The organism is Streptomyces sp. NPDC088745 (assembly GCF_044751045.1).
GTDB classification, from domain to species: domain Bacteria; phylum Actinomycetota; class Actinomycetes; order Streptomycetales; family Streptomycetaceae; genus Streptomyces; species Streptomyces cremeus.
Map to the genome: position 1 here is coordinate 70877 of NZ_JBIVLB010000014.1, position 25110 is coordinate 95986.

The following is a 25110-nucleotide window of genomic DNA, read 5'->3' on the forward strand; positions in this document are numbered from 1 at the left end:
AACGGGCGTAACCCGTCCAGCCCTGTCATACGACGAATGGCGCACGGTATGCCTGAATGTGTCCCATTCCTCCTCACCTAGGAGATCAGTATGCGCGCCATAATCGGACGAGCGGTGGCGGCTTCGGCCCTGGCAGCCATCGCGATCGCGCCCCTCGCAGGCACTGCCTCGGCGAGCACGGCGGACCAGTCGGCCAGGGCGACCGCGGCGGCCGACCGCTGCTGGCACCACCACGGGGGCTGGCACTGTGACCACCACTGGCACGGTCATGACCACAATCTGCTGGACCTGGACCTGGGCCTCGGGCTCCTCTGACCCCGAGGGCCTGACCCAGAGGGTCTGACCTCACGCGTCCGACCCTTCGCAGTACCCGGAGCAGTACGCAGGGCCGTACGGAGCACCGTCCCAGTGCTCCGTACGGCCCTCGCGCGCAGGCCGGGCGTGGGGCGAAGATCACAGGTCACGGCGGTGACCGGCCTCCGCGCCGCCGACTACCGTGTGCGGGTGCCGAAGAACAGAAACACGTTCTCTTTTCCCGCCCTCCCGGCCCCGGTCTCGGGAGCCCTCGCCGCGGCCTCGCACTGGCGGCGGCGCGCGACGACGCGGGCCGTGCACGAGGGCTGGCGGCTGGTCCAGCAGGCCGGAGCGGTGAGCGCGCAACGGCCGGGGAAGCTGCGCTTCGGCTCCCTCGGCCACGGCAGCAAGCTGGCCTTCCCGCAGGGCACGGTCTTCGGCGAACCCTGGATCCACCTCGGGGACCACTGCATCGTCGGGGAGAACGTCACGCTGACGGCCGGCCTGATGCCGGGCCTGGACCTCGGCCCCGACCCCATCCTCACCCTGGGCAACGGCGTCGTCCTCGGCCGGGGCAGCCACATCATCGCGGACACCACCGTCACCATCGCCGACGACGTCTACTTCGGGCCGCACGTCTACGTGACGACCACCAACCACAGTTACGACGACCCCGGGACGCCCGTCGGCAAGCAGTGGCCGCGCATGGCGCCCGTGTCGATCGGGCCGGGCTGCTGGATCGGCACCAACGCGGTGATCCTGCCCGGCGCGAAGCTCGGCCGCAACGTCGTCGTCGCCGCCGGGTCGGTCGTCCGGAGCGAGGTCCCCGACCATGCGGTGGTCGCGGGCGCACCGGCCAAGGTCGTACGCACCTGGGACGAGGAGAAGGGCTGGCAGCCGCCGCTGCGCACGCCCGCGCCCGTGCCGATACCGGCGGACATCACGCCGGAACAGCTCGTCGCGCTGGCCGAGTTGGCGGAGGGGGAGGCCTCCTGAGGCGATCCCGGACCCGCACGGGCGTTCCCGTCGGTCCAGTGGATTCCAGTAAAGTGGACCAGCCGTCCAACGCATTGCACGGCCTGGCCACTTCTGGGACGGAACGGTACGTGTCGGACCTCGACCAGCTCACGCAGTCGCTCGCCCGCAACCTCAGGCGCTGGCGCGGTGAACGGGGCTTCACCCTCGACGCGCTGGCCGCCCGCGCGGGTGTCAGCCGCGGCATGATCATCCAGATCGAGCAGGCCCGCACCAACCCCAGCGTCGGCACCACCGTCAAGCTGGCGGACGCCCTGGGCATCAGCATCACCACCCTCCTCGACGAGGAGCAGACCACCCGGGTCCGCCTGGTGACGCCGGAGCAGGCCGTACGGATGTGGTCCACCGGAGCGGGCGGCCACGCCACCCTCCACGTCGGCACCGAGAGCGCGGGCCCCCTCGAACTCTGGTCCTGGCTCCTGATGCCGGGCGACTCCCGCGCCTCCGACCCGCACCCCCCGGGCACCGTCGAACTCCTGCGCGTGACGCGCGGGGAGCTGACCCTGCTGGTGGACGGCACGGCCCACCGGGTGCCCGCGGGCACCTCGGTGACGTTCGAGGGGGACGTACGGCACGCGTACGCCAACGAGGGCACGGAGCCCATGGAGATGACCATGGCGGTCTCGGTGCCGCCGGCCAGACCGGTGCCGCACGCCCGGTAGAAGACGTCGACTGCCGGGCCCGGGGAGTCCTACGATGTCGTGCGTCGACCGGAACGGGGAAGCGCAGTGAACGACCACACTTTGCCGGTGCAGGCACACGGCCAGGGGCAGCCGCCCTGGGGCCCGTTGGACGACCACCTCCTCTACACCTGCGGTGTCGTCCACGACCTCACCCGGGGCCTGCTGTGCAACCGGCCCCCGCTGCCCACCACCACCCGCCTCGCCCCCGGCGAACTCTCGCTGGCCGCGGGCCCCGCCGCCCGCTCCACCTGGCGGCCGCTCGGCGACGGCTCGTACACCCAGACCAGCACCATGGCGATGGGCTCCACCGGCTTCGTCGTCGGGGCGCTCGCCGTCAACGCCATGAGCAATGCCAGCCGCAGGAACCAGGCGATGGCCGCCGCCCAGCCCCGCTGGGTGATGGAGAACGGCCTCGGCGAACTCACCGTCACCGACCGGCGCGCCATCTACTCCCACCCCGAGACCTGGCTCGACCTGGGCTGGCCCGGCCTGGCCACCATGGACCTGGCCGCCCCGGACACCTTCGAGTGCGCCTTCCACGACATCAACGGCCGCGGCTACACCACCGTCCGCCTGCACAGCCTCTGGGCTTCCCTGATCTTCGTCCTCGCCGCCCACGCCGCCTTCCCGGCCCACCCCCGCCTGCTCTCCCACGGCTGGCTGCCCCCGGGCTTCGAGGCGCGGGCGGCGGCCCACGGACGGCCCTGCCCGCCCGTGCGCTGAGCGGCGCTCCGCGGCCTGCCGGTCGCGGCGTCCGCTCCTGATCGCCCAGCCTCAGCCCAGGCGCGGAATCTCGATGGCAGGGCAGCGGTTCATGACCATGTCGAGGCCGGCGGCGCGGGTGCGCTCGTACGCGGCGTCGTCGACGACGCCGAGCTGGAACCAGACGGCCTTCGCACCGATGGCGACGGCCTCGTCCGCGACCGCTCCGGCGAGGTCGCTGTTGACGAAGACGTCCACCACGTCGACGGGGAACGGAATGGCGCCGAGGGACGCGTACCCCTGCTCGCCGTGCACGGTCTCCGCCTTGGGATGAACGGGGACGACGCGCTTGCCGAACTGCTGAAGGACCCGCGCGACTCCGTAGGCCGCGCGCTCCTGGTTCGAGGACAGGCCCACCACGGCCCAGGTGTTCCCGGACTCCGTGAGGATCTTGCGGATCAGTCGCTGTTCCTCGTGCATGTGTTTCTCCTCAGTGCTGTGGTCCGTCGAGTTGAACATGGCCGGCGAGCCCGACTGACTCCGTATGCGTGGAAGGCTCCCACATCCGCGCGGAAGAGAGGACGGGGAGTGCGCGCAGCCCAGGACGGCCGGACAGCGCCGCGACCTGGGCTGCGGCCCGTGGCACTCGCGGCCATGTCGTGCAGGAGTGCGCCGTCTTCGGCGTCCCCGCCGAGAACGGCCTCGGGCAGCGCCCGGTCGCCGTCGTACGGCTCCGGCCCGGCACCGCCGAGCCCTCCGCCGACGAACTGCGCGAGCAGGGCCGCGAGGAACTCGCCGCCGCCGGACCCACCCCGTCGGCCGCCGTCCTCGTCGCCCACGACGCGGCCGGCTTCCCGACCGGCGTCACCCGCAAGGTCCTCGAGCGGGCGACGCGCACCCGTTGGGCCCCCCTCCTCACCGGCGCCGGCCGGGGCTGACTCCCACCGGCACCCGCGATCAGTCAGGAACTCCGAGGGGAGCCCTCCCACGTGCCGCCGTCCGCCCTGCCCGCCCAGCAGCCCTCCGCATACGAGCGCATCGTCCCCGGGGAACCGGACTGGCGCCGCCTTCCCGGCTGGTACGACGCCACCAACGCCCAACGGCGCGAAGCCCAGTGGCGGCGCGCGCACTGCGTCAAGACGCCCCGGCAGCCCAGGCCGTGGTCGGCCCCCTCCTCCAGGGACTCGTCGCGGACCTGCAAGCCCCCGGCCGGGGCGCCAGGGCCCGAGAACGCCTCGGCGGGCGCGCGTATCCGCAGGCCGCATAGGGTGGGCGGATGCAGGAGCAGTACCGGACCGTCGCCCAGGAGGGCGTGCACGAGACCGAGATCAACCGATCCCGGTTCCTGTGCGCCCTCGCGCCCGCCGCCACCGAGCAGGAGGCGCAGGACTTCGTCGCCCGCGTCCGCAAGGAGCACCCCACCGCCTCGCACAACTGCTACGCCTACGTCGTCGGGGCCGACGCCGGCGTCCAGAAGGCCAGTGACGACGGCGAGCCCGGCGGCACCGCCGGGGTGCCGATGCTCCAGATGCTGATGCGCCGCGAGGTGCGGTACGTCGTCGCCGTCGTCACCCGGTACTACGGCGGCGTCAAGCTCGGCGCGGGCGGCCTGATCAGGGCGTACGGGGGAGCGGTCGGCGAGGCGCTCGACGCGCTCGGGACGATCACCCGGCAGCGCTTCCGGCTGGCCACCGTCACCGTCGACCACCAGCGCGCGGGCAAGCTGGAGAACGACCTGCGGGCCACCGGGCGCTCCGTGCGCGAGGTGCGGTACGCGGAGGCCGTCACCATCGAGATCGGGCTGCCGGACGCCGATGTCGACGCCTTCCGCGGCTGGCTCGCGGACGCGACGGCCGGAACGGCCTCCCTCGCGCTCGGCGGAGAGGCGTACGGCGATGCCTGAGGGCCGTGGAGCAGGGGGCACAGCGGGTCACGAGGCCCGTGGGGCGGCGGATTCCCCCGTTGCCGCCTTGATCGTCGGACCCTCCCTTTACTCTCGTGAACCATGAGGCTTCTGCATACGTCCGACTGGCACCTCGGCCGGTCCTTCCACCGGGTGGGACTGCTCGACGCCCAGGCCGCGTACCTCGACCACCTGGTGGCGACGGTCCGCGAGCACGAGGTGGACGCCGTCCTGGTCGCCGGGGACGTGTACGACCGCGCGGTGCCGCCGCTCGCCGCCGTGCAGCTCTTCGACCAGGCCCTGCACCGCCTCGCCGCCGAGAACGTGCCGACGGTCATGATCTCCGGCAACCACGACTCCGCCCGCCGCCTGGGCGTGGGCGCCGGCCTCATCGAGCGGGCGGGAATCCACCTGCGGACCGATCCCGCCGGCTGCGCCACCCCGGTCGTGCTGTCCGACGGCCACGGCGACGTCGCGTTCTACGGGCTGCCCTATCTGGAGCCCGCTCTCGTACGCGACCAGCTCGGGGCCGCGAAGGCCCGGCACGAGGACGTGCTCGCCGCCGCCATGGACCAGGTGCGCGCCGACCTCGCCGCCCGCCCCGCCGGAACGCGGTCCGTCGTCCTCGCCCACGCCTTCGTCGCGGGCGGCGAGCCCAGCGACAGCGAACGCGACATCACGGTCGGCGGAGTCGCCGCCGTCCCCGCCGGGGTGTTCGCGGGCGTCGACTACGTGGCGCTGGGCCACCTGCACGGCGCGCAGACGGTCTCCGAACGCGTCCGGTACTCCGGCTCGCCGCTCGCCTACTCCTTCTCCGAGGTCAACCACCGCAAGACCATGTGGCTGATCGACCTCGGGCCGGGCGGCGAAATCGCCGCCGAGCGGCTCGACTGCCCAGTGCCCCGGCCGCTCGCCCGGCTGCGGGGCCAGTTGGAGGACCTGCTGGACGACCCCGCGCTCGACCGCCACGAGGGCTCCTGGGTCGAGGCGACCCTCACCGACCCGGTGCGGCCCCTGGACCCGATGGCCCGCCTGTGCGCCCGCTTCCCGCACACGGTGAGCCTCGTCTTCGCCCCCGAGCGCGGGCCCGAGGGCGAGCACCTCTCGTACGCCCAGCGGCTCAAGGGCCGGGACGACCAGCAGATCGCGGAGGACTTCGTGGCGCACGTGCGCGGCGGCAGCGGACCCGACGGACGGGAACGGGCCGTTCTGCGGGGCGCGTTCGACGCCGTGCGGGTCGAGGAGACGGTGCGCGAGGTGGCCCGGTGAGACTCCACTCCCTGCACGTCACCGCCTTCGGGCCCTTCGGCGCCCCCCAGCGCGTCGACTTCGACGCGCTCAACGCCGCCGGACTGTTCCTGCTGCACGGGCCCACCGGCGCGGGCAAGACCTCCGTCCTGGACGCCGTGTGCTTCGCGCTCTACGGATCGGTCCCCGGCGTGCGCGACGGGCGCGGCCTCACCCTGCGCAGCGACCACGCCGCGCCCGGCGTGCCCACCGAGGTCGTCCTCGACCTCACCGTCGGCGGCCGGCGGCTCGAAATCACCCGCCGTCCCGCCCAGTTGCGCCCCAAGAAGGGCAACCGGGCCGGCTTCATCACCGACAAGGCGCAGAGCTGGCTGCGCGAGCGCGACCCCGGGACGGGCCAGTGGCAGGCCCTGAGCCGCTCGCACCGGGAGATCGGCGAGGAGATCACCCAGCTCGTCGGGATGAACCGCGAGCAGTTCTGCCAGGTGGTCCTGCTGCCGCAGGGCGACTTCGCCCGCTTCCTGCGCGCCGACGCCGAAGCCCGCGGCAAACTCCTCGGCAAGCTCTTCGACACCCGCCGCTTCGCCGCCGTCGAAGAGCGCCTCGCCGAACTGCGCCGCACCGCCGAACAGCAGGTCAAGCAGGGCGACGACCGCCTCCTCGCACTCGCCGAACGCACCGCCGAGGCCGCCGGGCCCGCCGCCCGCGACCTGCCCCGCCCCGAGCAGCGGCCCGGCGACCCCGGACTCGCCGCCGCCGTCCTGGCCTGGGCCGCCGTCGCCCGCAGCGGAGCCGTGGAGCGCCGCGACCTGGCCGCCTGCGCCGTCACCGCCGCCGACGGCAGGCGGGCCGCCGCCCGGCACGTACTGGAGGAGCAGCGGGAACTGCTGCGGCTCCAGGAGCGGTACGCCGAGACCCGCCGCCGCGCCGCCGCGCTGGACGAACGCCGGGCACAGTTCGAGGACCTCTGCGCCCGCCAGGACCTGGCCAGGGCCGCCGACCGGGTCGCCCCCGCCCTGACCCTGCGGGACACCGCCGAACGCGAACACCGTGACGCCGCCCGCCTCTACGAGCAGGCCCGCACCCGCCTCCCGGCCTCCCTCGCGGACGCCGGGGCCGACCAGCTCGCCGAGCGGGAGCGGGGGATACGGCAGGAACTGGGCGGCCTCGACGCCGCCCGCCGGGCCGAGCGGCGCAGCGCCGAGATCGCCGCCGAGCGTGCCGCCCTGGACCGGGAGGCCCGCGCGGACGAGGACGTGCGCCAGGACGCCGAGGACTGGCTCGCCGGATGGGACACCGTACGACAGCGGCTCCAGGAGCGGATCGAGACCGCGCAGGCGGCCGCGACGCGTGCCGGGCAACTGGAGTCGCAGCTCGCTCCGGCCGCCGCCCGGCTGGCCGCCGCCCGCCGCCGCGACGCGCTCGGCCGACAGTCGGACGGTGCCGACCGGCACCTCCGGGACACCAGGGACGCAGCGGGCGACGCCCGCCAGCACTGGCTCGACCTGCGGGAACGCAGGCTCAGCGGCATCGCGGCCGAACTCGCCGCCGGACTCCGCGACGGCGAGGCCTGCAAGGTGTGCGGGGCCACCGCCCACCCCGCCCCCGCCCGCGCCGGCGCCGGACACGTCGACCGGGACGCCGAACAGCGCGCCGAGGACGCCTACGGGCGGGCCGACGAGGCCAGGGCGCAGGCCGAGAGCGCCCTGTCGCAGCTCCGGCAGGACCACGCGGCCGCCCGGGCGGAGGCCGGAGACGCGAGCGTTGAAGAACTCGCCGAGCTGGAAGGGGAGTTGCGCCGGGACCACGCGGACGCCCACGCCAGCGCGGGCGACATGCACGCCGCCCGGGAGGAGCTCGCCCGCGCGGAGCAGGAGCACGCCCGCCGTCTCGACGCCCGCGAGCAGGCGGACCGGCGCAGCGCCGCCCGCACCTCCCACCGCGAGGCCATCGAACGCGAACTGGCCGTAATCGAGGAGGAGTTGACGAGGGCGCGCGGCAGTGCGGGCAGCGTCGAGGAGCAGTTCGCCACCCTCACCCGCCGGGCCGCCCTGCTGGCGGAGGCGGCGCAGGCGGTCCGGGCGTACGAGGACACCGCCGAGCGCCTCAAGAGCGCCGACGGGGCCCTCGCGGACGCCGCGTTCAGGGCCGGATTCGCCACCCCCGGAGACGCGGCGCGGGCCCTGCTCGACCACCGCGAGCAGAACGCCCTCCAGGACCGCATCGACGCCTGGCAGGCCGAACGGGCCGCCGTCGCCGAGCGGTTGCGCGAGACGGACGCCGCCGAGGCCGCCGCCGGGCCCGCCGCCGTTCCCGGGCGGGCGCAGGCCGCGCTGGACGCCGCCGAGCGCGTCCAGCGGGACGCCACCTCGGCGTACGACGCCGCCCGCGACCGGTGTGCCGCACTGGCCCGCCTGGGCAGGCAGGCCGAGGAGGAGGCCCGTCGGCTGGGCCCGCTGCGCGCCGACTACGAGCGGGTCGCCCGCCTCGCCGGACTCGCCGCCGGAACCTCCGCCGACAACGAACGCAAGATGCGCCTGGAGTCCTACGTCCTGGCCGCCCGCCTCGAACAGGTCGCCGCCGCCGCGACCACCCGCCTGCACCGGATGTCCGCCGGCCGCTACACCCTCGTCCACTCCGACGAACGCTCGGGCGGAACGGGCAGCAGGCGGGCCGGACTCGGCCTGCACGTCGTCGACTCCTGGACCGGCCGCGAGCGCGACACCTCCACCCTGTCCGGCGGCGAGACCTTCTTCGCCTCCCTCGCGCTGGCCCTCGGTCTCGCGGACGTGGTCACCGACGAGGCGGGCGGAGTGCGCCTGGACACCCTGTTCATCGACGAGGGCTTCGGCAGCCTCGACGAGGCGACCCTCGACGAGGTGATCGACGTGCTGGACGCGCTGCGCGAACGCAACCGCAGCGTCGGCATCGTCAGCCACGTCGGTGACCTGCGCCGCCGCATCCCGGTCCAGTTGGAGGTGCTCAAGGGGCGTTCGGGCTCGACCGTACGCCGCAGAGGGGCGGAGGGCTGAGAGCGCGGATCAGGGGCTGATCGCCCGGCGCGGCAGCGGCGAGGAGTACACCACGCTGGTCGTCACCGAACCGAGCGCCCCGATCCGCCCGGCCACCTCCTCCAGGTGCCGCATCGACCGGGCGGCGACCTTCAGCACGAAGCAGTCGTCGCCGGTGACGTGGTGCGCCTCCAGCACCTCCCGCGTCACGTCGAGGAGGTCGTGGAAGGGCTTGTAGTTGCCGTGCGGGTAGCGCAGCCGGACGAAGGCGAGGATCGGCATGCCGATCCGCTCCGGCTCGACCACGGCGGCGTACCCCGAGATCACGCCCGCCTCCTCCAGGCGGCGCACGCGCTCGGTCACCGCGCTGGACGACATCGAGACGGTCCGCGCCAACTCCGCGAACGTGGCGCGGCCTTCGGCTTGCAGGGCTTCCAGGATGCGCCAGTCCGTGGCGTCCGGGGAATATCCGGTCATGCGCACAGACAACAGGGGAATCCCCGGCAGATCAAGAGGAGCGCCGGGGGAATCCACTTCAGCGGACGGATCGCCGACCGTAGATTTCTGGTCATGACCGACACCACGACGCACCCCGTCGCCTCCGCAGCCACCGTCGCACTCACTCCCGCCGCACCCGCCGTGCCGGCCGCCAACCCCGTGCTCCAGACCCCGCCCGCGGCCCCCGCCGACGCCGCCGCGTACTTCGCCGCCGACCTCGCCTTCCACGCGGACGTCTCCGACGTCGCCGCCACCCTGGCCGCTGCCGCCGCCACCGGCGCGGACCCCGGCTTCGTCGTCGTCGACACCCGCAGCACCGCCTCCTGGAACCAGGGCCGCGTCCCCGGCGCCCTGCACCTGCCGAACGCCCTCATCCCCGAGCAGGCCGAACGCCTCCTCGACCGGAGCGTCCCCGTCGTCACCTACTGCTGGGGGCCCGGCTGCAACGGCGCCACCCGCGCCGCCCTCGCCCTGGCCCGACTCGGTTACCCGGTGAAGGAGATGCTCGGCGGCATGGAGTACTGGATCCGCGAGGGGTTCACGTACGAGACCGGGGCAGGCCCAGTGACCCCCGCCGCCGACCCGCTAACCGCCCCGGCCGGCCCGGACGACTGCGGCTGCTGACGCCCCCGGGGCCGCCGGACACCCCGCGGCGGCCGGGAATCCGGTGGCGCGGAGGTGCCCGCTTCGAGAGGATCCGGGTCATGCCCGAGCTCCAGCACCCCGCCGCCGAAGACCTCCGACGCGACCCGCGCCCTCTCCTGGGCCGTACCGCACTCGTCACCGGCGCCAGCCGGCGCGGCGGCATCGGCTGCGCGGTGGCCCGGCGGCTCGCCGCGTACGGGGCGAGCGTCTATCTGCACCACCACGTCCCGCACGACGCCGCCCAGCCGTGGGGCGCGGACCCCGAGGGCCCCGAAGGAGTGGCCGCTGGCGTCCGCGAGGCCCGCAGCGACCCCGACGCGGTCGTCGCCCACGGCCCGGGCGACCTGAGCGCCCCCGAGGCCCCCGCCGCCCTGGTCGCCACCGCCGCCGAAGCCCTCGGCGGGCGCTTGGACGTCCTGGTCGCCAACCACGCCCTCAGCGGCTCGGACGGCACCCTCGACGAGATCGACGCGGACATGCTCGACGCCCACTGGGCCACCGACACCCGCTCGGTGATCCTGCTCGCCCAGGCCTACGCCCGACTGCGCGCCGCCCGGCCGGCGCGGGCCCCGGGCGGACGCCTGCTCCTGATGACCTCGGGCCAGGACCACGGCGGCGGCATGCCCGGGGAACTGGCCTACGCCCTCGCCAAGGGCGCCCTCGCCTCCGTGACCCGCAGCCTGGCCACGGCCTTCGCCGACCTCCGGGTCACCGTGAACGCGGTCAACCCGGGCCCGGTCGACACGGGCTACCTGTCCGGCGGGCCGCACGCCGCCGTCGCGTCGATGTTCCCGGCGGGCCGCTGGGGCCTGCCCGACGACCCGGCCCGGCTGCTCGCCTGGCTGGCCACCGACGAAGCGGCCTGGGTGACCGGCCAGGTCATCGACTCGGAGGGCGGTTTCCGGCGCGGTTGAGACCCGCGCCGGAAACCTCCTCGGCCGGCCGCCCCCGCCCCCGTTCGACGGCTCAGAGCTTCGACAGCTCGTCCACCAGGTCGTCCAGCCCCAGCGACCCCTGCGACAGCGCCGCCATGTGCCACGCCTTCAGGTCGAAGGACTCCCCGTGCGCGGCCCGCGCGTTCTCACGGCCCTTCAGCCAGGCCCGCTCGCCCAGCTTGTAGCCGATCGCCTGGCCCGGCATCGACAGGTACCGGGTCAGCTCGCTCTCCACGAAGTCCGCGGGCCGCCCGCTGTGCATCCCGAAGAACTCCTGGGCCAGGTCCGGCGTCCACCGCTCGCCCGGGTGGAACGGCGAGTCCGCCGGGATCTCCAGCTCCAGGTGCATGCCGATGTCCACGATGATCCGCGTCGAGCGCATCATCTGGGCGTCCAGGTAGCCGAGCCGCTGCTCGGCGTCCTTCAGGAAGCCCAGCTCGTCCATCAGCCGCTCCGCGTACAGCGCCCACCCCTCGGCGTTGGCGCTCACCAGACCGACCGACGCCTGGTAGCGCGACAACTGGTCGGCGACGTGCGCCCACTGGGCGAGCTGGAGGTGGTGGCCCGGCACGCCCTCGTGGTACCAGGTCGACACCAGGTCGTACACCGGGAACCGCGTCTCGCCCATGGTGGGCAGCCAGGTGATGCCCGGGCGGGAGAAGTCCTCGGAGGGGCTGGTGTAGTACGGGGCCGCCGCGCCGCCCGCGGGGGCGATCCGGGACTCCACCCTGCGCACCCGCTCGGCGAGGTCGAAGTGGGTGCCGTCGAGAGAGTCGATCGCCTCGTCCATCAGCGCCTGGAGCCAGACCCGCACCTCCTCGACGCCCTCGATGTGCGTGCCGTGCTCGTCCAGCCAGGCCAGAGCGGCCCACGGGGTCCCGGCTCCGGGCAGGACCTTCTCGGCCTCGGTCCGCATCTCGGCGAGCAGGCGGTGGTACTCCGCCCAGCCGTACGCGTACGCCTCGTCCAGGTCCAGGTCGGCGCCGTTGAAGGCGCGCGCCCACACCGCGTACCGCTCACGGCCCACGGCGTCGGGCGCGTCCTGCACGGCGGGGGCGTACACGTCCCGCATCCAGTCGCGCAGCGCCACCACCGACGCCGTCGCCGCACGGGCCGCCTCGTCCAGCTCCGCGCGCAGCGAAGCGGGGCCGTCGGCCGCGAACTCCTCGAACCAGCCGCGCTCCCGGCCCGCCCACTCGGTGAGCTGCTCGACGAACGTGGCGGTGGGGCGCGGGCCGCCCAGCAGGCCCTGCTCCAGGCCGAGTTCCAGGCACTGCCGGTAGCCCTCGAAGGCGGCCGGGACGCCGCGCAGGCGCTCGGCGATGTCCGCCCAGTCCTCGTCGGTCTCGGTCGGGTTGAGGGTGAAGACCTCGCGGACGGTGTGCGCGGGGGAGTGGATGTTGCTGACCGCGCGCAGGTCCTCCCGCGCCGCGTGCACCGCGAGCTCGGCGGTCAGCCGCTCGCGCAGCAGCCGTCCGCAGCGCCGTTCGGCCTCGGTGTCCGCCTCCGGCCGCTGCTCCGCCTCGTCCAGGACGGCGAGGGTGTGCCGGGCCAGTTCCGCGACGGCCTGGCGGCCCTCGGGGGAGTAGTCGGGCAGTGAGCGGTTGCTCGCCCGGACCCCGAGGCTGGTGCCGAGAACCGGGTCGAGGGCGATCAGGGCGTCGACGTACGCGTCGGCGACCTCGCGCGGGAGCGGGGTGCGAAGGGTGCTGTTGTCTGACATGCGGACATCCTCGTACGAGAAGGGGGTCCGCGTCACTAGTGTTCCGCGACTGCCCCCGGCCGCCCCGTGACCTGCGCGGACGCCGGGGGCAGCAGGGGCCCGCAGTCCCACTGCTGGAAGACCAGCCGGGTCTCCACCCGGGCGACCTCGCGCCGGGAGGTGAACTCGTCCAGGACGAGGCGCTGGAGGTCGGCGGTGTCCGCCACCGCCACCTGCACCAGGTAGTCGTCCGGCCCCGTCAGGTGGAACAGCGCGCGCGACTCGGGCAGCGCCCTGATCCGTTCCACGAACGGGCCGATCAGCTCCCGCCGGTGCGGGCGCACCTGCACCAGCAGCAGCGCCTCGATGCCGCGCCCCAGCTTCGCCGGGTCGAGCCGCAGCTGGTGGCCCAGGATCACACCGGAGCGGCGCAGCCGGGCCACCCGGTCCAGGCAGGTGGAGGGGGCGACGCCGACCTCGGCGGCGAGGTCGCGGTACGTCGTCCGGGCGTCGTTCTGCAGCAGGCGCAGAATGTGCAGGTCGACCGTGTCCAGTACGACGGAATCAGCCATCCGCCGAACGTAGCACGGGAGTTCGACGCATTGGCCCGTCAGGTGTTCAGACTGCGACCCATGACCGCAGCCTCCTCGCCCGCACCCCGGGCCCTCGCCACCCAGGCGGTTCACGCCGGCCGCGAAGACCTCGCCGCGCTGGGCGTGCACGCCGTGCCGCTCGACCTCTCCACGACGTACCCCTCCCACGACAGCCGGGCGGAGGCCGCCCGCATCGACGCCTTCGCCACGACCGGCGAACTGCCCGAAGGGCCGCCGGTCTACGCCCGTCTCGACAACCCGACGACCGCCCGCTTCGAGGAGGCGCTCGCCCGGCTCGAAGGCACCGACGCCTCCGTCGCGTTCGCCAGCGGCATGGCCGCGCTGACCGCCGTCCTGCTGGTGCGGGCGTCGGCGGGACTGCGGCACGTGGTGGCGGTGCGCCCGCTCTACGGATGCAGCGACCACCTCCTCACGGCCGGGCTGCTGGGCACCGAGGTCACCTGGGTCGACCGCACCGACCCGGCGGGCATCGCGGAGGCGATCCGCCCCGACACGGGCCTGGTGATGGTCGAGACCCCGGCCAACCCGACGCTCGCGGAGATCGACATCGCGGCGGTCGCCGCGGCCTGCGGCTCGGTTCCGCTGCTGGTCGACAGCACCTTCGCGACGCCGGTGCTGCAACGCCCGGTCGAGCACGGGGCGCGCCTGGTCCTGCACAGCGCCACCAAGTACCTGGGCGGGCACGGCGACGTGCTGGCCGGGGTGGTGGCCTGCGACGAGGAGTTCGCGCGGCGGTTGCGCCAGGTGCGGTTCGCCACCGGCGGGGTGCTGCACCCGCTCGCCGGCTACCTCCTGCTGCGCGGTCTGTCCACGCTCCCGGTGCGGATGCGGGCCGCCTCCGCGAACGCCTCCGAGCTGGCCCGCCGCCTCGCCGCCGACCCGCGCGTCGCCCGCGTCCACTACCCCGAGCTGGGCGGCGCGATGGTCGCCTTCGAGGTGTACGGGGACCCGCACGCGGTGATCGCGGGCGTCCGCCTGATCACCCCGGCCGTCAGCCTCGGCAGCGTCGACACCCTGATCCAGCACCCGGCCTCCATCAGCCACCGGATCGTGGCCGAACCGGACCGGCGCTCGGCGGGCGTCAGCGACCGGCTGCTGCGGATGTCGGTCGGGCTGGAGGACGTCGAGGACCTGTGGCGCGATCTGTGCGAGGCCCTGGCGGCGGCCGGTTCCGCACCGGCCGCCCGCCAGGGCCTCGACTCCCCGCTCCCCGCCGGCCTCAGCCCCGATCGGGGCCGGGGACGTACGGGAGGCCTTCCCCCGGCGCGAGCCGAAGGCGTTCCGGCGTGACGGGGGAGCCGAGCCGGGCCGTCACCACCAGCGTGCCTTCCTCGATCTGGTAGTCCAGCGGCAGTTCGAGACCGCGCATCGCGGCGACCATGCCGGTGTTGGAGGCCTGGGTGACGGCGTACACGCTCTCGCAGTCCGCCTCGGCGGCCAGTCCCACCAGCCGCCCGAGCAGCTCGGAGCCGATGCCCCTGCGCTGCCAGGCGTCCTCGACGAGCAGGGCCACCTCGGTCTCGTCGCCGTCCCACAGCAGATGGCCGAGGGCGACGAGCCGCCCGGACGCGGTCTGCACGGCCAGGGTGCGGCCGTAGCGGGGGCTGAGCAGGTGGGTGAGGTAGCGGTCCGCGTCGCCGACCGGGCCGTGGTAGCGGAGGTTCAGGGTCCGCTCGGAGCAGCGCCCGTGCAGGGCGAGCGCCGCTTCGAGGTCGTCGGGCCCGGCCCGCCGGACGGTGATGGCGTTGCCCTCGGGCAGCGTCAGCACGTCCTGGCTGCGCGGCACCCGCGGCCCGAGCCGGGCGTCCAGCTCCACCAGCGCCCTGGCCCGCGCGAACTCGGTGGGCGTGAACGGCAGGTACGGCCGCTCCACGGTGATCCCCCCGCCGGACGGGTCCCCGAACCGCATCACGGTTCCTTCGAGCACGCCCTCCACGGGAGCGGTGTGCCCCGACGGCCGGCCGGTGAGGGTGGTGGCGGGCAGCGAGTGGATGGTGCACCGGCCGAGCAACTGGCGCAGCGCGAGCGGCAGTTCGGCGGCATCGAGAGCGGTCCGGGTGGCGAGCCCGAGCACCCGGGCCGGCGCGTCCACGAGGTCGTGCGCGTCGGCCCGCTCCAGCCAGGTGTCGCGCCCCCCGGCGGCCGCGACCTCCCGGGACAGGTCCCGGATCTGCACCTCGGCGGGCGCCCTGAGCAGCAGCTCGTCCACCGTGCCGGCGCCCAGCGGGTGGGCCTGGAGGGTGAGGATGTCGACCTCCAGCCGCGCGAGGACCGTGCACAGCGCGGCCAGCGACCCCGGCTCGTCCTTGACCGTGGTGCGCATCCGCCACAGCGCGGTCCCACCCCGCTCCGGGGCGTCGCCGGTTCCCGTGGCCGCGACGGCTGCGGCGCTTTTGGCGGTTCCCGTGCTTCCGGCGGCTTCGGCGGCCGGAGCCGCGGCCGCCCCGGGATCGGTCGGCGGCGTCGGCGGGGGCGCGTGCCCGTGCTTCCTGGCCCACCAGGTGTGGAACCCGGCGGTGCCGGCGAGCGCCACCGCCGACGCCACGAGCAGCACGGGACCGTCGGGACCGTGCACGATCATGTTCGCGATCGAGTCGGCGACCGCCACCGCCGTGAAGAGCGCGGCCAGCTCCACGAGATCGCGCCGCCAGTGGTGGCGGTGCCGGGTCTTGGCGGGCCGGGAAGAGGATGCCGTGCGGCACTGCGTGTGTGTCATGGCAGCACTCTCGCTCAGCGGTGTTGCGCGATCACGAACGGTTTGTGACTGATGGGTTAAGTGTGCTTCTGGTCGTTTCGCCGCCCTTTTCGGCGGCGGTCGGCCGAAGCTGACCGATCCCGTGGCGGGACACGTTCACCCAGGTCAGGTGGGGGTGTCAAGCCCCTGGCCGCCCGCGATGGCCCGGAGGGCGGCCAAGTGGCGTCCGTACACCGCCCGCCCCTCCGCCGTGAGCGCGAGCCACGTCCGGGCCCGGCGCTCGACGCGCCCCTTGGTCACGGTCACCCACCCGGCCTCCTCCAGCGCCGCCACCTGCTTGGAGAGCACGGAGTCGGACACCTCCACCAGGTCGCGCACGAAGGCGAAGTCGGCCTTGTCGAGCGGGACGAGCGCCGCCACCACGGACAGCCGCACCGGTGAGGTCAACAGCGGTGCCAGCGCGTGCCGGGGGTGCGCCCCGGCCTGCTGCCCGCTCACGCCGTCCGCCGCAGTTCGTACGCCGCCCCCGCCAGCAGGGGCAGTGCGCAGGCCAGGGCGCCCCCGACGGCGAGCGGCACGCTGTCCGCCCACCCGTCCCGGCCGTGCAGCACGATCGTCGCCGCGTAGAGCAGTGCCCAGGAACCGATCAGCAGCCCGTGCCGGAGGCCGAAATGACGCCGCGCCGTCCGCTGCCCGGCCGCGTACACGCTCAGCAGGACGATCATCACCGCGTACCCGGTCATGGTGACGGCGGTGGCCAGCGCGCCGTGCCACAGGACGACCAGGGGGACGAAGCCGAACTGGGCGACGCCGAAGACCAGGAGGTAGCGCGCGTACCAGTTGCTGCCGCGCCGGGCGGCGCCCTCCATCTTCCGCGCCCGTCCCAATGCCGTGACCGCGTCCGTGTATTCGCTGTATTCGCTGTATTCGCTCATGACTCCCCCAACGTCCCGTGAGACCGGTGTTGTTGTCAGGGTGTCATCTGTTTTCCACTTTGGAAAGTAGCCGGTCGCCGGAAGCCGCGGGGCCTCAGCGGCTCGTGTCGAGGACGACCCTCGCCACCGCCGCCGGGTCGTCGTTCATCGGCACGTGCCCGCACCCCGGCAGCCGCACCAGCCGCGCCCCGGGCATGACCCCCTTGGCCCGCACCCCCTGCCGGCGCACCAGCAGCCGGTCCTTCGTCCCCCACGCCACCGTCACCGGCACCTCCCGCACGTCGTCCCGGAACTGCACGCTCAGCCCCGCCGCCAGCGTCGGTTCGAAGGCGGTCGCCCGCCGCAGCGCCAGGGTCTCCGCGACGACCGCGTCCGGCGTGCGGCGGCCGGGCTTGGCGTAGATCGTGCTGGTCAGCGCGAACCGGCCCGCCTCGCTCCGCGCCAGCCGCTCGATCATCGGCAGCGGCATGGCCTTCGCGGCCGCCCGCATCCCGCGCAGGGCGGTGAAGGCGTACCGGCGCTCGGGCGGCGTCCAGAAGCCCGCGGGCGACAGGGCCGTCACCGACCGCGCCAGCTTCTTCCGTCCCATCTCCAGGGCGAGCAGGCCGCCGAGCGAGTTGCCGGCGACGTGCGGCCGGTCCACCCCCAGCTCCCGGCAGAACGCGCCCAGTACCGGAACGACCGCCTCCAGGCCGTACGACAGACCCTCGGGGAGGGACGGCGACGCCCCGAACCCCGGCAGGTCCACGGCGATCACGTCACGCTCCGCCGCCAGCGCGCCCAGCACCGGCTCCCAGGCCTGCCAGTGGTGCCCGATGCCGTGCAGCAGGAGCAGCGGCTCGCCCCGCCCGCGGCGCTCGTACGTCACGGACGCGGTGCGCGGGCCGCCCGGGGACTCGACGGCGAAGGCGACGGTGGCGGTCATGGGGTGACTCCTGGGGGTGGGGAGCGGGCTGCCGGGGGAGCGGCCTTAGACACTCTGTCAGCAACAACTACTCTCCAGTAGCCCGGAGTTCAAGAGTGTGGCGCACACCGCTCGCGCCGTGCTGGACACCGCGTGGCCCGTGGGCTGGGATGGCACGATGACCTCCGAAACGGCCACCGGCGCCGCCGCCCTCTTCGAGGAGCACCGTCCCGTCCTGACCGGCGTCGCCTACCGGATGCTGGGCCGCGTCGCCGACGCCGAGGACGTCGTGCAGGAGGCGTGGCTGCGCTGGTCGGCGGAGGACCGCGAGGAGGTCCGCGCGCCGCGCGCCTATCTCGTACGGATCACCACCCGCCTGGCCATCGACCGCCTGCGGCAGGTGCAGTCGCGGCGCGAGGCGTACGTGGGCCCCTGGCTCCCGGAGCCGCTGGCCACCGACTTCGCCGCGGACGTCCCCGACACCGCCGAACGCGCCGTGCTCGCCGAGTCCGTCTCCCTCGCCGTCCTGGTCGTCCTCGAATCGCTCTCACCGCTGGAGCGCGCGGTGTTCGTCCTGCGCGAGGCCTTCGGATTCCCGTACGGGGAGATCGCCGCCGCCCTCGACAAGTCGGACGCCGCGGTGCGCCAGCTCGCGGGCCGCGCGCGCAAGCACGTGGAGGAGCGCAGGCCGCGCTTCGCCGTGGACCCGGCCGAACGCCGCGATCTCACCGAGCGCTTCCTCGCCGCCGCGACCGGCGGCGACCTCGGCGAGCTGCTCGCGCTGCTGGCCCCCGGGGCGCGGCTGGTCGGCGACGGCGGCGGCAAGGCACGGCTCTCGCTGCGGGTCATGGAGAGCGCGGACAAGGTGGCGCGCTTCCTGCTGGGCGTGGCGAAGAAGACGGTCCCCGGCACGGAGTTCCGCTTCGCCGAGCTCAACGGCGGACCCGCGCTGCTGATCGTGGTGGACGGGGAGGTGGACGGGGTGGTGCAGATCGATGCGGCCGAGGGACTCATTCAGACGGTTTACATCATGCGCAATCCCGACAAACTCTCCGCAGTGCTCCCGGAATAGCAACTTCCGGATTTCTCGCGCCGACCGCCGCCCCTGCCGCCGTCGCTGCCCCGTATCCGGCCGCCGGGTGCGGGGCAGTTTGCGGCTTCATGAACGGTCCGTGGCCTACGCGCATTTCGCTCCCCGCCTTCCATAACCTCCGTAAAGGAAAGCGGATTGGTCTTGACCAAGTAGGGGGGCCGACCTATGGTCGCAGAGTTAGTGCAAGGACCTTTAATAAACAAGGGCGCGGAACGGCGTCTTGGTGGACGTCTCGGAATGCCGCGGGGGTCGCGGCGATTGCGGAGGATCAGGGTGGGGACCACGCAGCTCGAAACGGTGCCGGAGCCGAAGTACTGGCACCTCAAGACCGTGCTCAGCGAGGCACTCGACTCCGACTTCTCGGTCGGCGAGATCCTCCCCAACGAACGGGAGCTCGCGGCCCGCTTCGGCGTCGCCCGGGCCACGCTCCGCCAGGCCCTCGAACAGCTTGAGCTGGAGGGCCGTCTGCAGCGCCGCCGGGGCGTGGGCACCACGGTCGCGCCGCCCCGCATGGGTGTCGACGTGTCGACCTCGCAGCACACCTGGCCGGGGACGGCCGACGACGCCTGGGTGGCCGTCGACTCCGTGCTCGGCGCGCCGCCCGCCGCGGTCAGCCGCATGCTCGGGACCCCCGTGGGGGACGAGCTGCACGTGGTGCGGCGGACGCGGATGACGCACGGGCAGCCGGTCGCGGCCGAACTGCTCTACGTGCCCGGCGCCTCCGTGCCCGAGCTGCCCGCCATCGAGGCCCCGTCGGGGCAGGTCCGGGCCCGTTCGGTGCTGCGCGAGCTCCAGCGGCTCGGCCTTGAGGGACAGGACCGGGCGGTCGAGCTGGGGTCCGCGCGGGCGGACGACGCCAAGCAGTTGGACCGGTTGCCGGGGGCTCCGGTGCTGGTCGTCACGACCCGGTACTTCGCGGCGGGGCGCACGGCGGCGGTGTCCGTGGCCACTTACCGGGCCGACACGTGCCGGTTGACCTTCGGTGACTCGGGTGACCTGGAGATAAGCCACCACGACACCCCAACCGCCCACGCCTCCTGACCTACCGCCCGGGCCCGGAGTACCTCCCTGATCCGCTCGGATGCCGGGCCCGCCCCGCTCCCTTGGGCGACGGGGCGCCTTCCCCTCCCCCCTTCCCCCGCCCCCTTGGGCGACGGGGCCGCCCCAAGGGGGCGGCCCCTCCCGCTCCCGGCCCACCCGGGTGCCGCCCCTTGCGTGAGCGCCTGCGCCGGGCACGCTCCTCCGCCAGGGCCGTGAGCTCAGCCCCGGCACCGGACGCGTCAGCCCCGTTCTGCTCACGCAGGACAGGCCCCGGGCCCGCCCCTTTCCCTAAAGCGCTCGCCGCGCGGCCAGTGCACGGTCCCGTGCAGGAGCGTCGTGGCTGGTCGCGCAGTTCCCCGCGCCCCTGACGGGGCACGGAGTAGCGGTCCGGCGTGGGATGGGTGCGCACGCGCTCAGCGGCGGGCCGTCACCGTCGTCTCCACCGCGAAGAGCTGCTCCTCCACATGGTCCAGCGCCAGCCGCAACGCCCCCGTCGCCACCGACGCCTCGCCGAGCAGCGAGAGTGCCACCCGGGGCGGGCGCAGGCAGAAGCGTTCCAGCTCCGAGCGCAGCGGGTCCAGGACGCCGTCCAGGCCGGCCGCCCACCCCCCGACCACCACCAGCTCCGGGTCCAGCGCCAGCACCAGCGCCGCCACGTCGTGCACCAGCCGCTGCAGGAACCGGTCCATGGCCGCCCGCGCCTGCGCGTCCCCGCGCTTGGCCTGCGCGAAGACCGCCGCCACCGCGTGCTCGTCCAGCGGGTGCAGGGGCTTGTCCGTCGTCGAGAGCAGGCTCTCGGGCCTGGCCTCCCGGCCCAGCAGGTGCAGGGCCCCGATCTCGCCCGCCGCCCCGCCGTACCCCCGGTGCAGCCGTCCGCCGATCAGCGAACCGGCCCCGGGGCTCAGCCCGGCCAGCACGAAGACCAGGTCGTCGGTGTCCTGCCCGACGCCCTTCCAGTGCTCGGCCACCGCCGCGGCGTTCGCGTCGTTCTCCACCAGCACCGGGCAGCGGAAGGACCGCCGCAACCGTTCGCCCAGCGGCAGTCCGGTCCAGCCGGGAAGCGCCGTGCCGAGCCGTACCGTGCCGTCCGCCTCGACGATTCCGGGGCTGCCCACGCCGACCGCCCGCAGTGAGCTGCGCGCCACCCCGGCCCGGCGCAGCACGTCGGCCACCACGGTCCGCACCCGCTCCAGCCGGTCGTCCGCGCTCGCCGACTCGTCCACCTCGCGCGATCCCGCGCCGACGATCCGCCCGTCCAGCCCGGAGATCAGCACCGACACCCGGTGCGGGCCGATCTCGATGCCCAGCAGGTGCCCCGCCTCGGCCCGGAAGCGGAACCGCCGCGCGGGCCGCCCCTGCCGCTTGGCCCCGCCCTCCTCCGCCTCGGCCTCGACGGCGAGCCCGGTCTCGATGAGGCCCTCGACGACGCCCTCGACGGTCGGCCGGGAGAGCCCGGTGACCCGGGTCAGGTCGGTCAGGGTGGGGGAGGCGGCCGCGTCCGCGCCGCGCAGCGCGTGCAGCACCACCGCGGAGTTGATCCGCCGCAACAGAGAGGGGTCCCCGCCGGTCAGCCGCCCCAACGTGTCCTCCCGCCTCGTACGTTTGTCTGGCTGCTGGATCGTATCCGCAGGCCACGCGCGGGGCGAGCCGCACCGTGCAAAGCGGAACCGGATCGTTGCCGGGCGCTAGCCGCCCGTGACGTCCTCGGCCGCCGCGCGCAGGCGCCCGTACTCCTCGGCCATCGTCTCCAGGCTCCAGTGCGCGTTGAGTCCGCTGGGGTTGGGCAGCACCCACACCCGCGCCCCGCCGATGGTCCGCTCCTGCGGGCCGATGCGCGCCTTCTTGTCGTCGAACGCCGTGCGGTACGCGGTCACGCCGACCACCGCCAGCCACGTCGGCCCCAGCCGTTCCACCTTCTCGGTGAGCAGCCGCCCGCCCTCGACGAACTCCTCCGCGCTCACCTCGTCCGCCCGGGCGCTGGCCCGCGCCACGACGTTGGTGATGCCGAGACCGTACGAGAGCAACTCCTCCTGCTCGGACGGCTTCAACTGGCGCGGGGTGAAGCCCGACCGGTGCAGCACCGGCCAGAAGCGGTTGCCGGGGCGGGCGAAGTGGTGGCCGGTGGCCGCCGACATCAGCCCGGGGTTGATGCCGCAGAACAGCACGCGCAGGCCGCCCGCGACCACGTCGGGAATGACGCGGTCACTGGCGGCCCGCAGCTCCTCGGGAGTCACCGGGACCTCACAGGATCGAGCCGGGGGTGTACGCCGCGGCCTCGGGGTGCTGCTTGACGATCTCGTCGATGCGCGCGACCAGCACGCCGACCTGCTGGCCGGCGGCCCCCGTGAAGGACAGCTTGTCCGCCATCAGCTCGTCCAGCTGCGCGCGGTCCAGCGGCATCCGGTCGTCGGCGGCGAGCTTGTCCAGCAGCTCGTTGCGCTCGGCGCCCTGCTCGCGCATGGCCAGCGCGGCGGCCACCGCGTGCTCCTTGATGACCTCGTGCGCGGCCTCCCGGCCGACGCCCGCCCGTACCGCGGCCATCAGGACCTTCGTCGTGGCCAGGAAGGGGAGGTAGCGGTCCAGCTCGCGCGCGACGACGGCCGGGAACGCGCCGAACTCGTCCAGGACGGTCAGGAAGGTCTCCAGCAGGCCGTCGAAGGCGAAGAACGCGTCGGGAAGCGCGACCCGGCGGACCACGGAACAGGACACGTCGCCCTCGTTCCACTGGTCGCCCGCCAGCTCGCCGGTCATCGACGCGTAACCGCGCAGGACGACCATGAGGCCGTTGACGCGCTCGCAGGAGCGGGTGTTCATCTTGTGCGGCATCGCCGACGAGCCGACCTGGCCGGGCTTGAAGCCCTCGGTGACCAGCTCGTGGCCCGCCATCAGACGGATCGTCCTGGCGACGGAGGAGGGCGCGCCGGCGAGCTGCACCAGCGCGGTCACCACCTCGTAGTCCAGCGAGCGCGGGTAGACCTGGCCGACCGAGGTGAAGGCGTGCGCGAAGCCGAGGTGGCCGGCGATGCGCTGCTCCAGCTCCGCCAGCTTCTGCGCGTCGCCGCCCAGCAGGTCGAGCATGTCCTGCGCGGTGCCGACCGGGCCCTTGATGCCGCGCAGCGGATAGCGGCCGAGCAGCTCCTCCAGGCGGCCGTACGCGACGAGCAGTTCGTCGGCGGCGGTCGCGAAGCGCTTGCCGAGGGTGGTGGCCTGGGCGGCGACGTTGTGCGAGCGACCGGCCATGACCAGCTCGGCGTACTCCGCCGACAGCTTGCCCAGCCGCGCGAGCACGGCGACCGTGCGGTCCCGCATCAGCTCCAGGGAGAGCCGGATCTGGAGCTGCTCGACGTTCTCGGTGAGGTCGCGCGAGGTCATGCCCTTGTGGACCTGCTCGTGCCCGGCGAGCGCGTTGAACTCCTCGATCCGGGCCTTCACGTCGTGGCGCGTGACCTTCTCGCGCTCCGCGATGGAGGCCAGGTCGACCTGGTCGAGCACGCGCTCGTAGTCGGCGAGCGCCTGGTCCGGAACCTCGATCCCGAGGTCCTTCTGCGCACGCAGCACGGCCAGCCACAGCCGGCGCTCCAGCTCGACCTTCTGCTCGGGGGACCACAGGACGGCGAGCTCCGCGGAGGCGTAGCGGCCGGCCAGGACGTTGGGGATGCGAGGCTTCGCACTTGCAGCAGTCACGTGAACAGAGTTTACCCGGCGTCCACAGGGGTCCCGACCCGTCCATGACAGGACGAAATCGCAGGTCAGATGCTCCCCAGCCGCACTCACCGTGACACGTCTGTGAGACGTGTGTGAGACGGCGACCCCGCCCGCTGTATCAGCAGCGAAACGGGGCCTAGATCCGAACCCCTCACTCCAGGGAGTCGAACCATGAGCATCACCGTATCCAACCCCGTCAAGCCGTCCGAGACCGAGACCGTCGCCGAGGCGGTCGCGGACCGCACCATCACGTACCCGCTGATCGGCGGGGGCTTCATGTCGGTGCCGTGCCCGTCCTGGTGCATCGACGACCACAGCAACGACATCAAGATCGGCATCACCCCGGACGAGCTGACTCACAGGGGCGAGACCGTGGCGGCCGAGTTCGCCCTGCAGGGCGGCCGGTCCGTGACCCTGCTGGAGGCCGAGGTACGGCAGGAGCCGTTCAGCAGCGTCCCCCGGGCCCGTGACCCGCACGTCCTGTTCAGCCCGGACTCGGCGTACAACCTGATCGGGGACGGGTACCTCACCGCCCGCGAGCTGGACCAGGTCATCAGCCAGTTGCGGGACCACACCAGCGAGCTGATGCGGCTGCGCGACAAGCTTGGGGAGTACCGCGCCGAGAGCCACCGGCAGCACATCGCTGACCGCAAGGTGACCGCGCGACGCTGGGAGAGCCTGACCCCCACGGACATCGAGGCGATGCCGGTCAGCTACCTGCTGGAGGTGTTCGAGGCGGTCGTCGTCGAGTGTGACGCGGAGGAGCTGCCGAAGAACTCCTTCGGCACGCTCACCACGACCGGCGGGAAGCTGACCATCACGTTCCCCCGCATCCTGACGCAGCCGCTCCGCGAGAGCACCGCCCGGAACCTGCTGATGAAGCACGCCGCCACGGTGTGCTCGGCCTTCCGGTACGAGCAGTGAGCGCCCCGCGCACCGTGACGGTGCACACCGTGGACCACGGCCCGGTGACGATCCCGGAGCCCACCTGGTGTGTGGGTGAGCACGAGGCGGAGGCGTACCGCGTCGACATCGAGCACCAGGGCGCGGAGACCGTGGCGACCGTCGAGACGGCCTGTCACGGCCCGGTGCCGGTGTTGTCGATGGCGCTCGTCCAGCGGCCGTTCTCCTCGACGGAGACGCGGGTGATGGCGGCCGTGTACGTCGACGGGGAGTGGCACGAGTTCGACGCGGCAGGCCTGAACGGGCTGATCGCGACGATCTGGCGGTTTGCGGTCGACGACATGCCGCGGATGGCGGCTCGTCTCGTGAAGCTGAACGGGGTGGGCCGGTGAGTACCAGTCTGGTGCGCCGGCCGACCGAGGACGCCGCCCTCGCGGCGGCGTCCCGCTCGCCCCGGCCTCGTCTGCATCTTCCCGTGATCCTCGCGGAGCTGATCTCCGCGAACCGTGCCGGTGACCGCCACGGCGTGAATCTCCTCGCGCATCGTGCCGTGCGCGAAGCACT

At 73.8% G+C, this 25110-nt stretch carries 26 protein-coding genes; 15 read left to right on the top strand and 11 right to left on the bottom strand.

The genetic code is table 11. The features are described from left to right. The first annotated feature begins 90 nt into the window (after positions 1 to 90). From ACIP93_RS29485 to ACIP93_RS29500, 4 genes are all read left to right on the top strand, one after another. Complete coding sequence (locus tag ACIP93_RS29485) at positions 91 to 315, top strand: hypothetical protein (RefSeq protein WP_345225235.1); 225 nt, start codon at positions 91 to 93, stop codon at positions 313 to 315. A 189-nt stretch (positions 316 to 504) separates the two neighbouring features. Further along, positions 505 to 1290, top strand: coding sequence for an acyltransferase (locus ACIP93_RS29490; protein WP_345225237.1), 786 nt, complete (start codon positions 505 to 507; stop codon positions 1288 to 1290). A gap of 110 nt (positions 1291 to 1400) precedes the next feature. After that, positions 1401 to 1991, top strand: a complete 591-nt coding sequence (locus ACIP93_RS29495) for an XRE family transcriptional regulator (RefSeq protein ID WP_345226691.1) — start codon at positions 1401 to 1403, stop codon at positions 1989 to 1991. A gap of 66 nt (positions 1992 to 2057) precedes the next feature. Continuing rightward, positions 2058 to 2735, top strand: a complete 678-nt coding sequence (locus ACIP93_RS29500; RefSeq protein WP_345225239.1) for a hypothetical protein — start codon at positions 2058 to 2060, stop codon at positions 2733 to 2735. A 51-nt stretch (positions 2736 to 2786) separates the two neighbouring features. Here the strand turns inward: ACIP93_RS29500 and ACIP93_RS29505 are convergent, their stop codons facing one another. Further along, complete coding sequence (locus ACIP93_RS29505) at positions 2787 to 3194, bottom strand: CoA-binding protein (RefSeq protein WP_401763470.1); 408 nt, start codon at positions 3192 to 3194, stop codon at positions 2787 to 2789. A 179-nt stretch (positions 3195 to 3373) separates the two neighbouring features. Here ACIP93_RS29505 and ACIP93_RS29510 point away from each other — a divergent pair, with 179 nt between their 5' ends. The 4 genes from ACIP93_RS29510 to ACIP93_RS29525 all read left to right on the top strand — a co-directional run bounded on the left by ACIP93_RS29510 (position 3374) and on the right by ACIP93_RS29525 (position 8897). Further along, on the top strand, positions 3374 to 3652 hold the full coding sequence (locus tag ACIP93_RS29510) for a hypothetical protein (protein WP_401763473.1): 279 nt from the start codon (positions 3374 to 3376) through the stop codon (positions 3650 to 3652). Between the two features lie 338 nt (positions 3653 to 3990). Further along, positions 3991 to 4617 carry a YigZ family protein gene (locus ACIP93_RS29515; RefSeq protein ID WP_345225243.1) on the top strand — a complete coding sequence of 209 codons (627 nt, stop codon included), beginning with the start codon at positions 3991 to 3993 and terminating at the stop codon, positions 4615 to 4617. A 102-nt stretch (positions 4618 to 4719) separates the two neighbouring features. Further along, positions 4720 to 5886, top strand: coding sequence for an exonuclease SbcCD subunit D (locus ACIP93_RS29520; protein ID WP_345225245.1), 1167 nt, complete (start codon positions 4720 to 4722; stop codon positions 5884 to 5886). Continuing rightward, positions 5883 to 8897: an AAA family ATPase gene (locus tag ACIP93_RS29525; RefSeq protein ID WP_401763477.1), complete on the top strand. Its 3015-nt coding sequence runs from the start codon at positions 5883 to 5885 to the stop codon at positions 8895 to 8897. The genes ACIP93_RS29520 and ACIP93_RS29525 overlap by 4 nt, the downstream gene beginning before the upstream one ends. Before the next feature lie 9 nt (positions 8898 to 8906). Here the strand turns inward: ACIP93_RS29525 and ACIP93_RS29530 are convergent, their stop codons facing one another. Then, entirely contained in the window at positions 8907 to 9353 is a 447-nt protein-coding gene (locus tag ACIP93_RS29530; protein WP_345225250.1) for an Lrp/AsnC family transcriptional regulator, read from the bottom strand. 93 nt (positions 9354 to 9446) lie between these two features. Here ACIP93_RS29530 and ACIP93_RS29535 point away from each other — a divergent pair, with 93 nt between their 5' ends. Next, positions 9447 to 9998, top strand: a complete 552-nt coding sequence (locus ACIP93_RS29535) for a rhodanese-like domain-containing protein (protein ID WP_401763480.1) — start codon at positions 9447 to 9449, stop codon at positions 9996 to 9998. An 80-nt stretch (positions 9999 to 10078) separates the two neighbouring features. Beyond that, on the top strand, positions 10079 to 10933 hold the full coding sequence (locus ACIP93_RS29540; RefSeq protein ID WP_401763482.1) for an SDR family oxidoreductase: 855 nt from the start codon (positions 10079 to 10081) through the stop codon (positions 10931 to 10933). Between the two features lie 52 nt (positions 10934 to 10985). Here the strand turns inward: ACIP93_RS29540 and ACIP93_RS29545 are convergent, their stop codons facing one another. After that, entirely contained in the window at positions 10986 to 12677 is a 1692-nt protein-coding gene (locus ACIP93_RS29545) for a DUF885 domain-containing protein (protein WP_345225255.1), read from the bottom strand. Between the two features lie 35 nt (positions 12678 to 12712). Further along, complete coding sequence (locus tag ACIP93_RS29550; RefSeq protein WP_345225258.1) at positions 12713 to 13228, bottom strand: Lrp/AsnC family transcriptional regulator; 516 nt, start codon at positions 13226 to 13228, stop codon at positions 12713 to 12715. Positions 13229 to 13288: 60 nt separating this feature from the next. Between ACIP93_RS29550 and ACIP93_RS29555 the strand changes: the two genes are divergently transcribed. Continuing rightward, entirely contained in the window at positions 13289 to 14560 is a 1272-nt protein-coding gene (locus tag ACIP93_RS29555) for a trans-sulfuration enzyme family protein (protein WP_401763484.1), read from the top strand. Here ACIP93_RS29555 and ACIP93_RS29560 read toward each other — a convergent pair. From ACIP93_RS29560 to ACIP93_RS29575, 4 genes are all read right to left on the bottom strand, one after another. After that, on the bottom strand, positions 14490 to 15986 hold the full coding sequence (locus ACIP93_RS29560) for a GNAT family N-acetyltransferase (protein ID WP_401763486.1): 1497 nt from the start codon (positions 15984 to 15986) through the stop codon (positions 14490 to 14492). The genes ACIP93_RS29555 and ACIP93_RS29560 overlap by 71 nt on opposite strands. A 144-nt stretch (positions 15987 to 16130) precedes the next feature. Further along, the gene (locus tag ACIP93_RS29565) at positions 16131 to 16463 is read right to left on the bottom strand and encodes a transcriptional regulator (RefSeq protein WP_345225265.1); all 333 of its coding nucleotides are present in this window, start codon (positions 16461 to 16463) and stop codon (positions 16131 to 16133) included. After that, a complete protein-coding gene (locus ACIP93_RS29570; RefSeq protein ID WP_401763489.1) occupies positions 16460 to 16900 on the bottom strand; it encodes a hypothetical protein in 441 nt (146 codons plus the stop codon). The genes ACIP93_RS29565 and ACIP93_RS29570 overlap by 4 nt, the downstream gene beginning before the upstream one ends. A gap of 94 nt (positions 16901 to 16994) precedes the next feature. Further along, positions 16995 to 17825, bottom strand: a complete 831-nt coding sequence (locus ACIP93_RS29575; RefSeq protein WP_345225269.1) for an alpha/beta fold hydrolase — start codon at positions 17823 to 17825, stop codon at positions 16995 to 16997. 157 nt (positions 17826 to 17982) lie between these two features. On the opposite strand from ACIP93_RS29575, the gene ACIP93_RS29580 reads away from it, so the two are divergent. Both ACIP93_RS29580 and ACIP93_RS29585 read left to right on the top strand, forming a co-directional pair. Next, positions 17983 to 18876, top strand: a complete 894-nt coding sequence (locus ACIP93_RS29580) for an RNA polymerase sigma-70 factor (protein WP_401763492.1) — start codon at positions 17983 to 17985, stop codon at positions 18874 to 18876. Between the two features lie 294 nt (positions 18877 to 19170). Next, positions 19171 to 19938, top strand: coding sequence for a GntR family transcriptional regulator (locus ACIP93_RS29585; protein ID WP_401763495.1), 768 nt, complete (start codon positions 19171 to 19173; stop codon positions 19936 to 19938). A 413-nt stretch (positions 19939 to 20351) separates the two neighbouring features. On the opposite strand, the gene ACIP93_RS29590 is transcribed toward ACIP93_RS29585, so the two are convergent. The 3 genes from ACIP93_RS29590 to purB form a co-directional block, all read right to left on the bottom strand. Continuing rightward, on the bottom strand, positions 20352 to 21518 hold the full coding sequence (locus ACIP93_RS29590) for an ROK family protein (protein ID WP_345225275.1): 1167 nt from the start codon (positions 21516 to 21518) through the stop codon (positions 20352 to 20354). 105 nt (positions 21519 to 21623) lie between these two features. Next, positions 21624 to 22172, bottom strand: a complete 549-nt coding sequence (mug, locus tag ACIP93_RS29595; RefSeq protein ID WP_345225283.1) for a G/U mismatch-specific DNA glycosylase — start codon at positions 22170 to 22172, stop codon at positions 21624 to 21626. A gap of 7 nt (positions 22173 to 22179) precedes the next feature. After that, complete coding sequence (gene purB, locus ACIP93_RS29600; RefSeq protein WP_401763499.1) at positions 22180 to 23622, bottom strand: adenylosuccinate lyase; 1443 nt, start codon at positions 23620 to 23622, stop codon at positions 22180 to 22182. 192 nt (positions 23623 to 23814) lie between these two features. Here purB and ACIP93_RS29605 point away from each other — a divergent pair, with 192 nt between their 5' ends. Both ACIP93_RS29605 and ACIP93_RS29610 read left to right on the top strand, forming a co-directional pair. Further along, the gene (locus ACIP93_RS29605; protein WP_401763501.1) at positions 23815 to 24567 is read left to right on the top strand and encodes a DUF6907 domain-containing protein; all 753 of its coding nucleotides are present in this window, start codon (positions 23815 to 23817) and stop codon (positions 24565 to 24567) included. Further along, the gene (locus ACIP93_RS29610; protein WP_401763503.1) at positions 24564 to 24938 is read left to right on the top strand and encodes a DUF6907 domain-containing protein; all 375 of its coding nucleotides are present in this window, start codon (positions 24564 to 24566) and stop codon (positions 24936 to 24938) included. The genes ACIP93_RS29605 and ACIP93_RS29610 overlap by 4 nt, the downstream gene beginning before the upstream one ends. Positions 24939 to 25110: the final 172 nt, after the last annotated feature.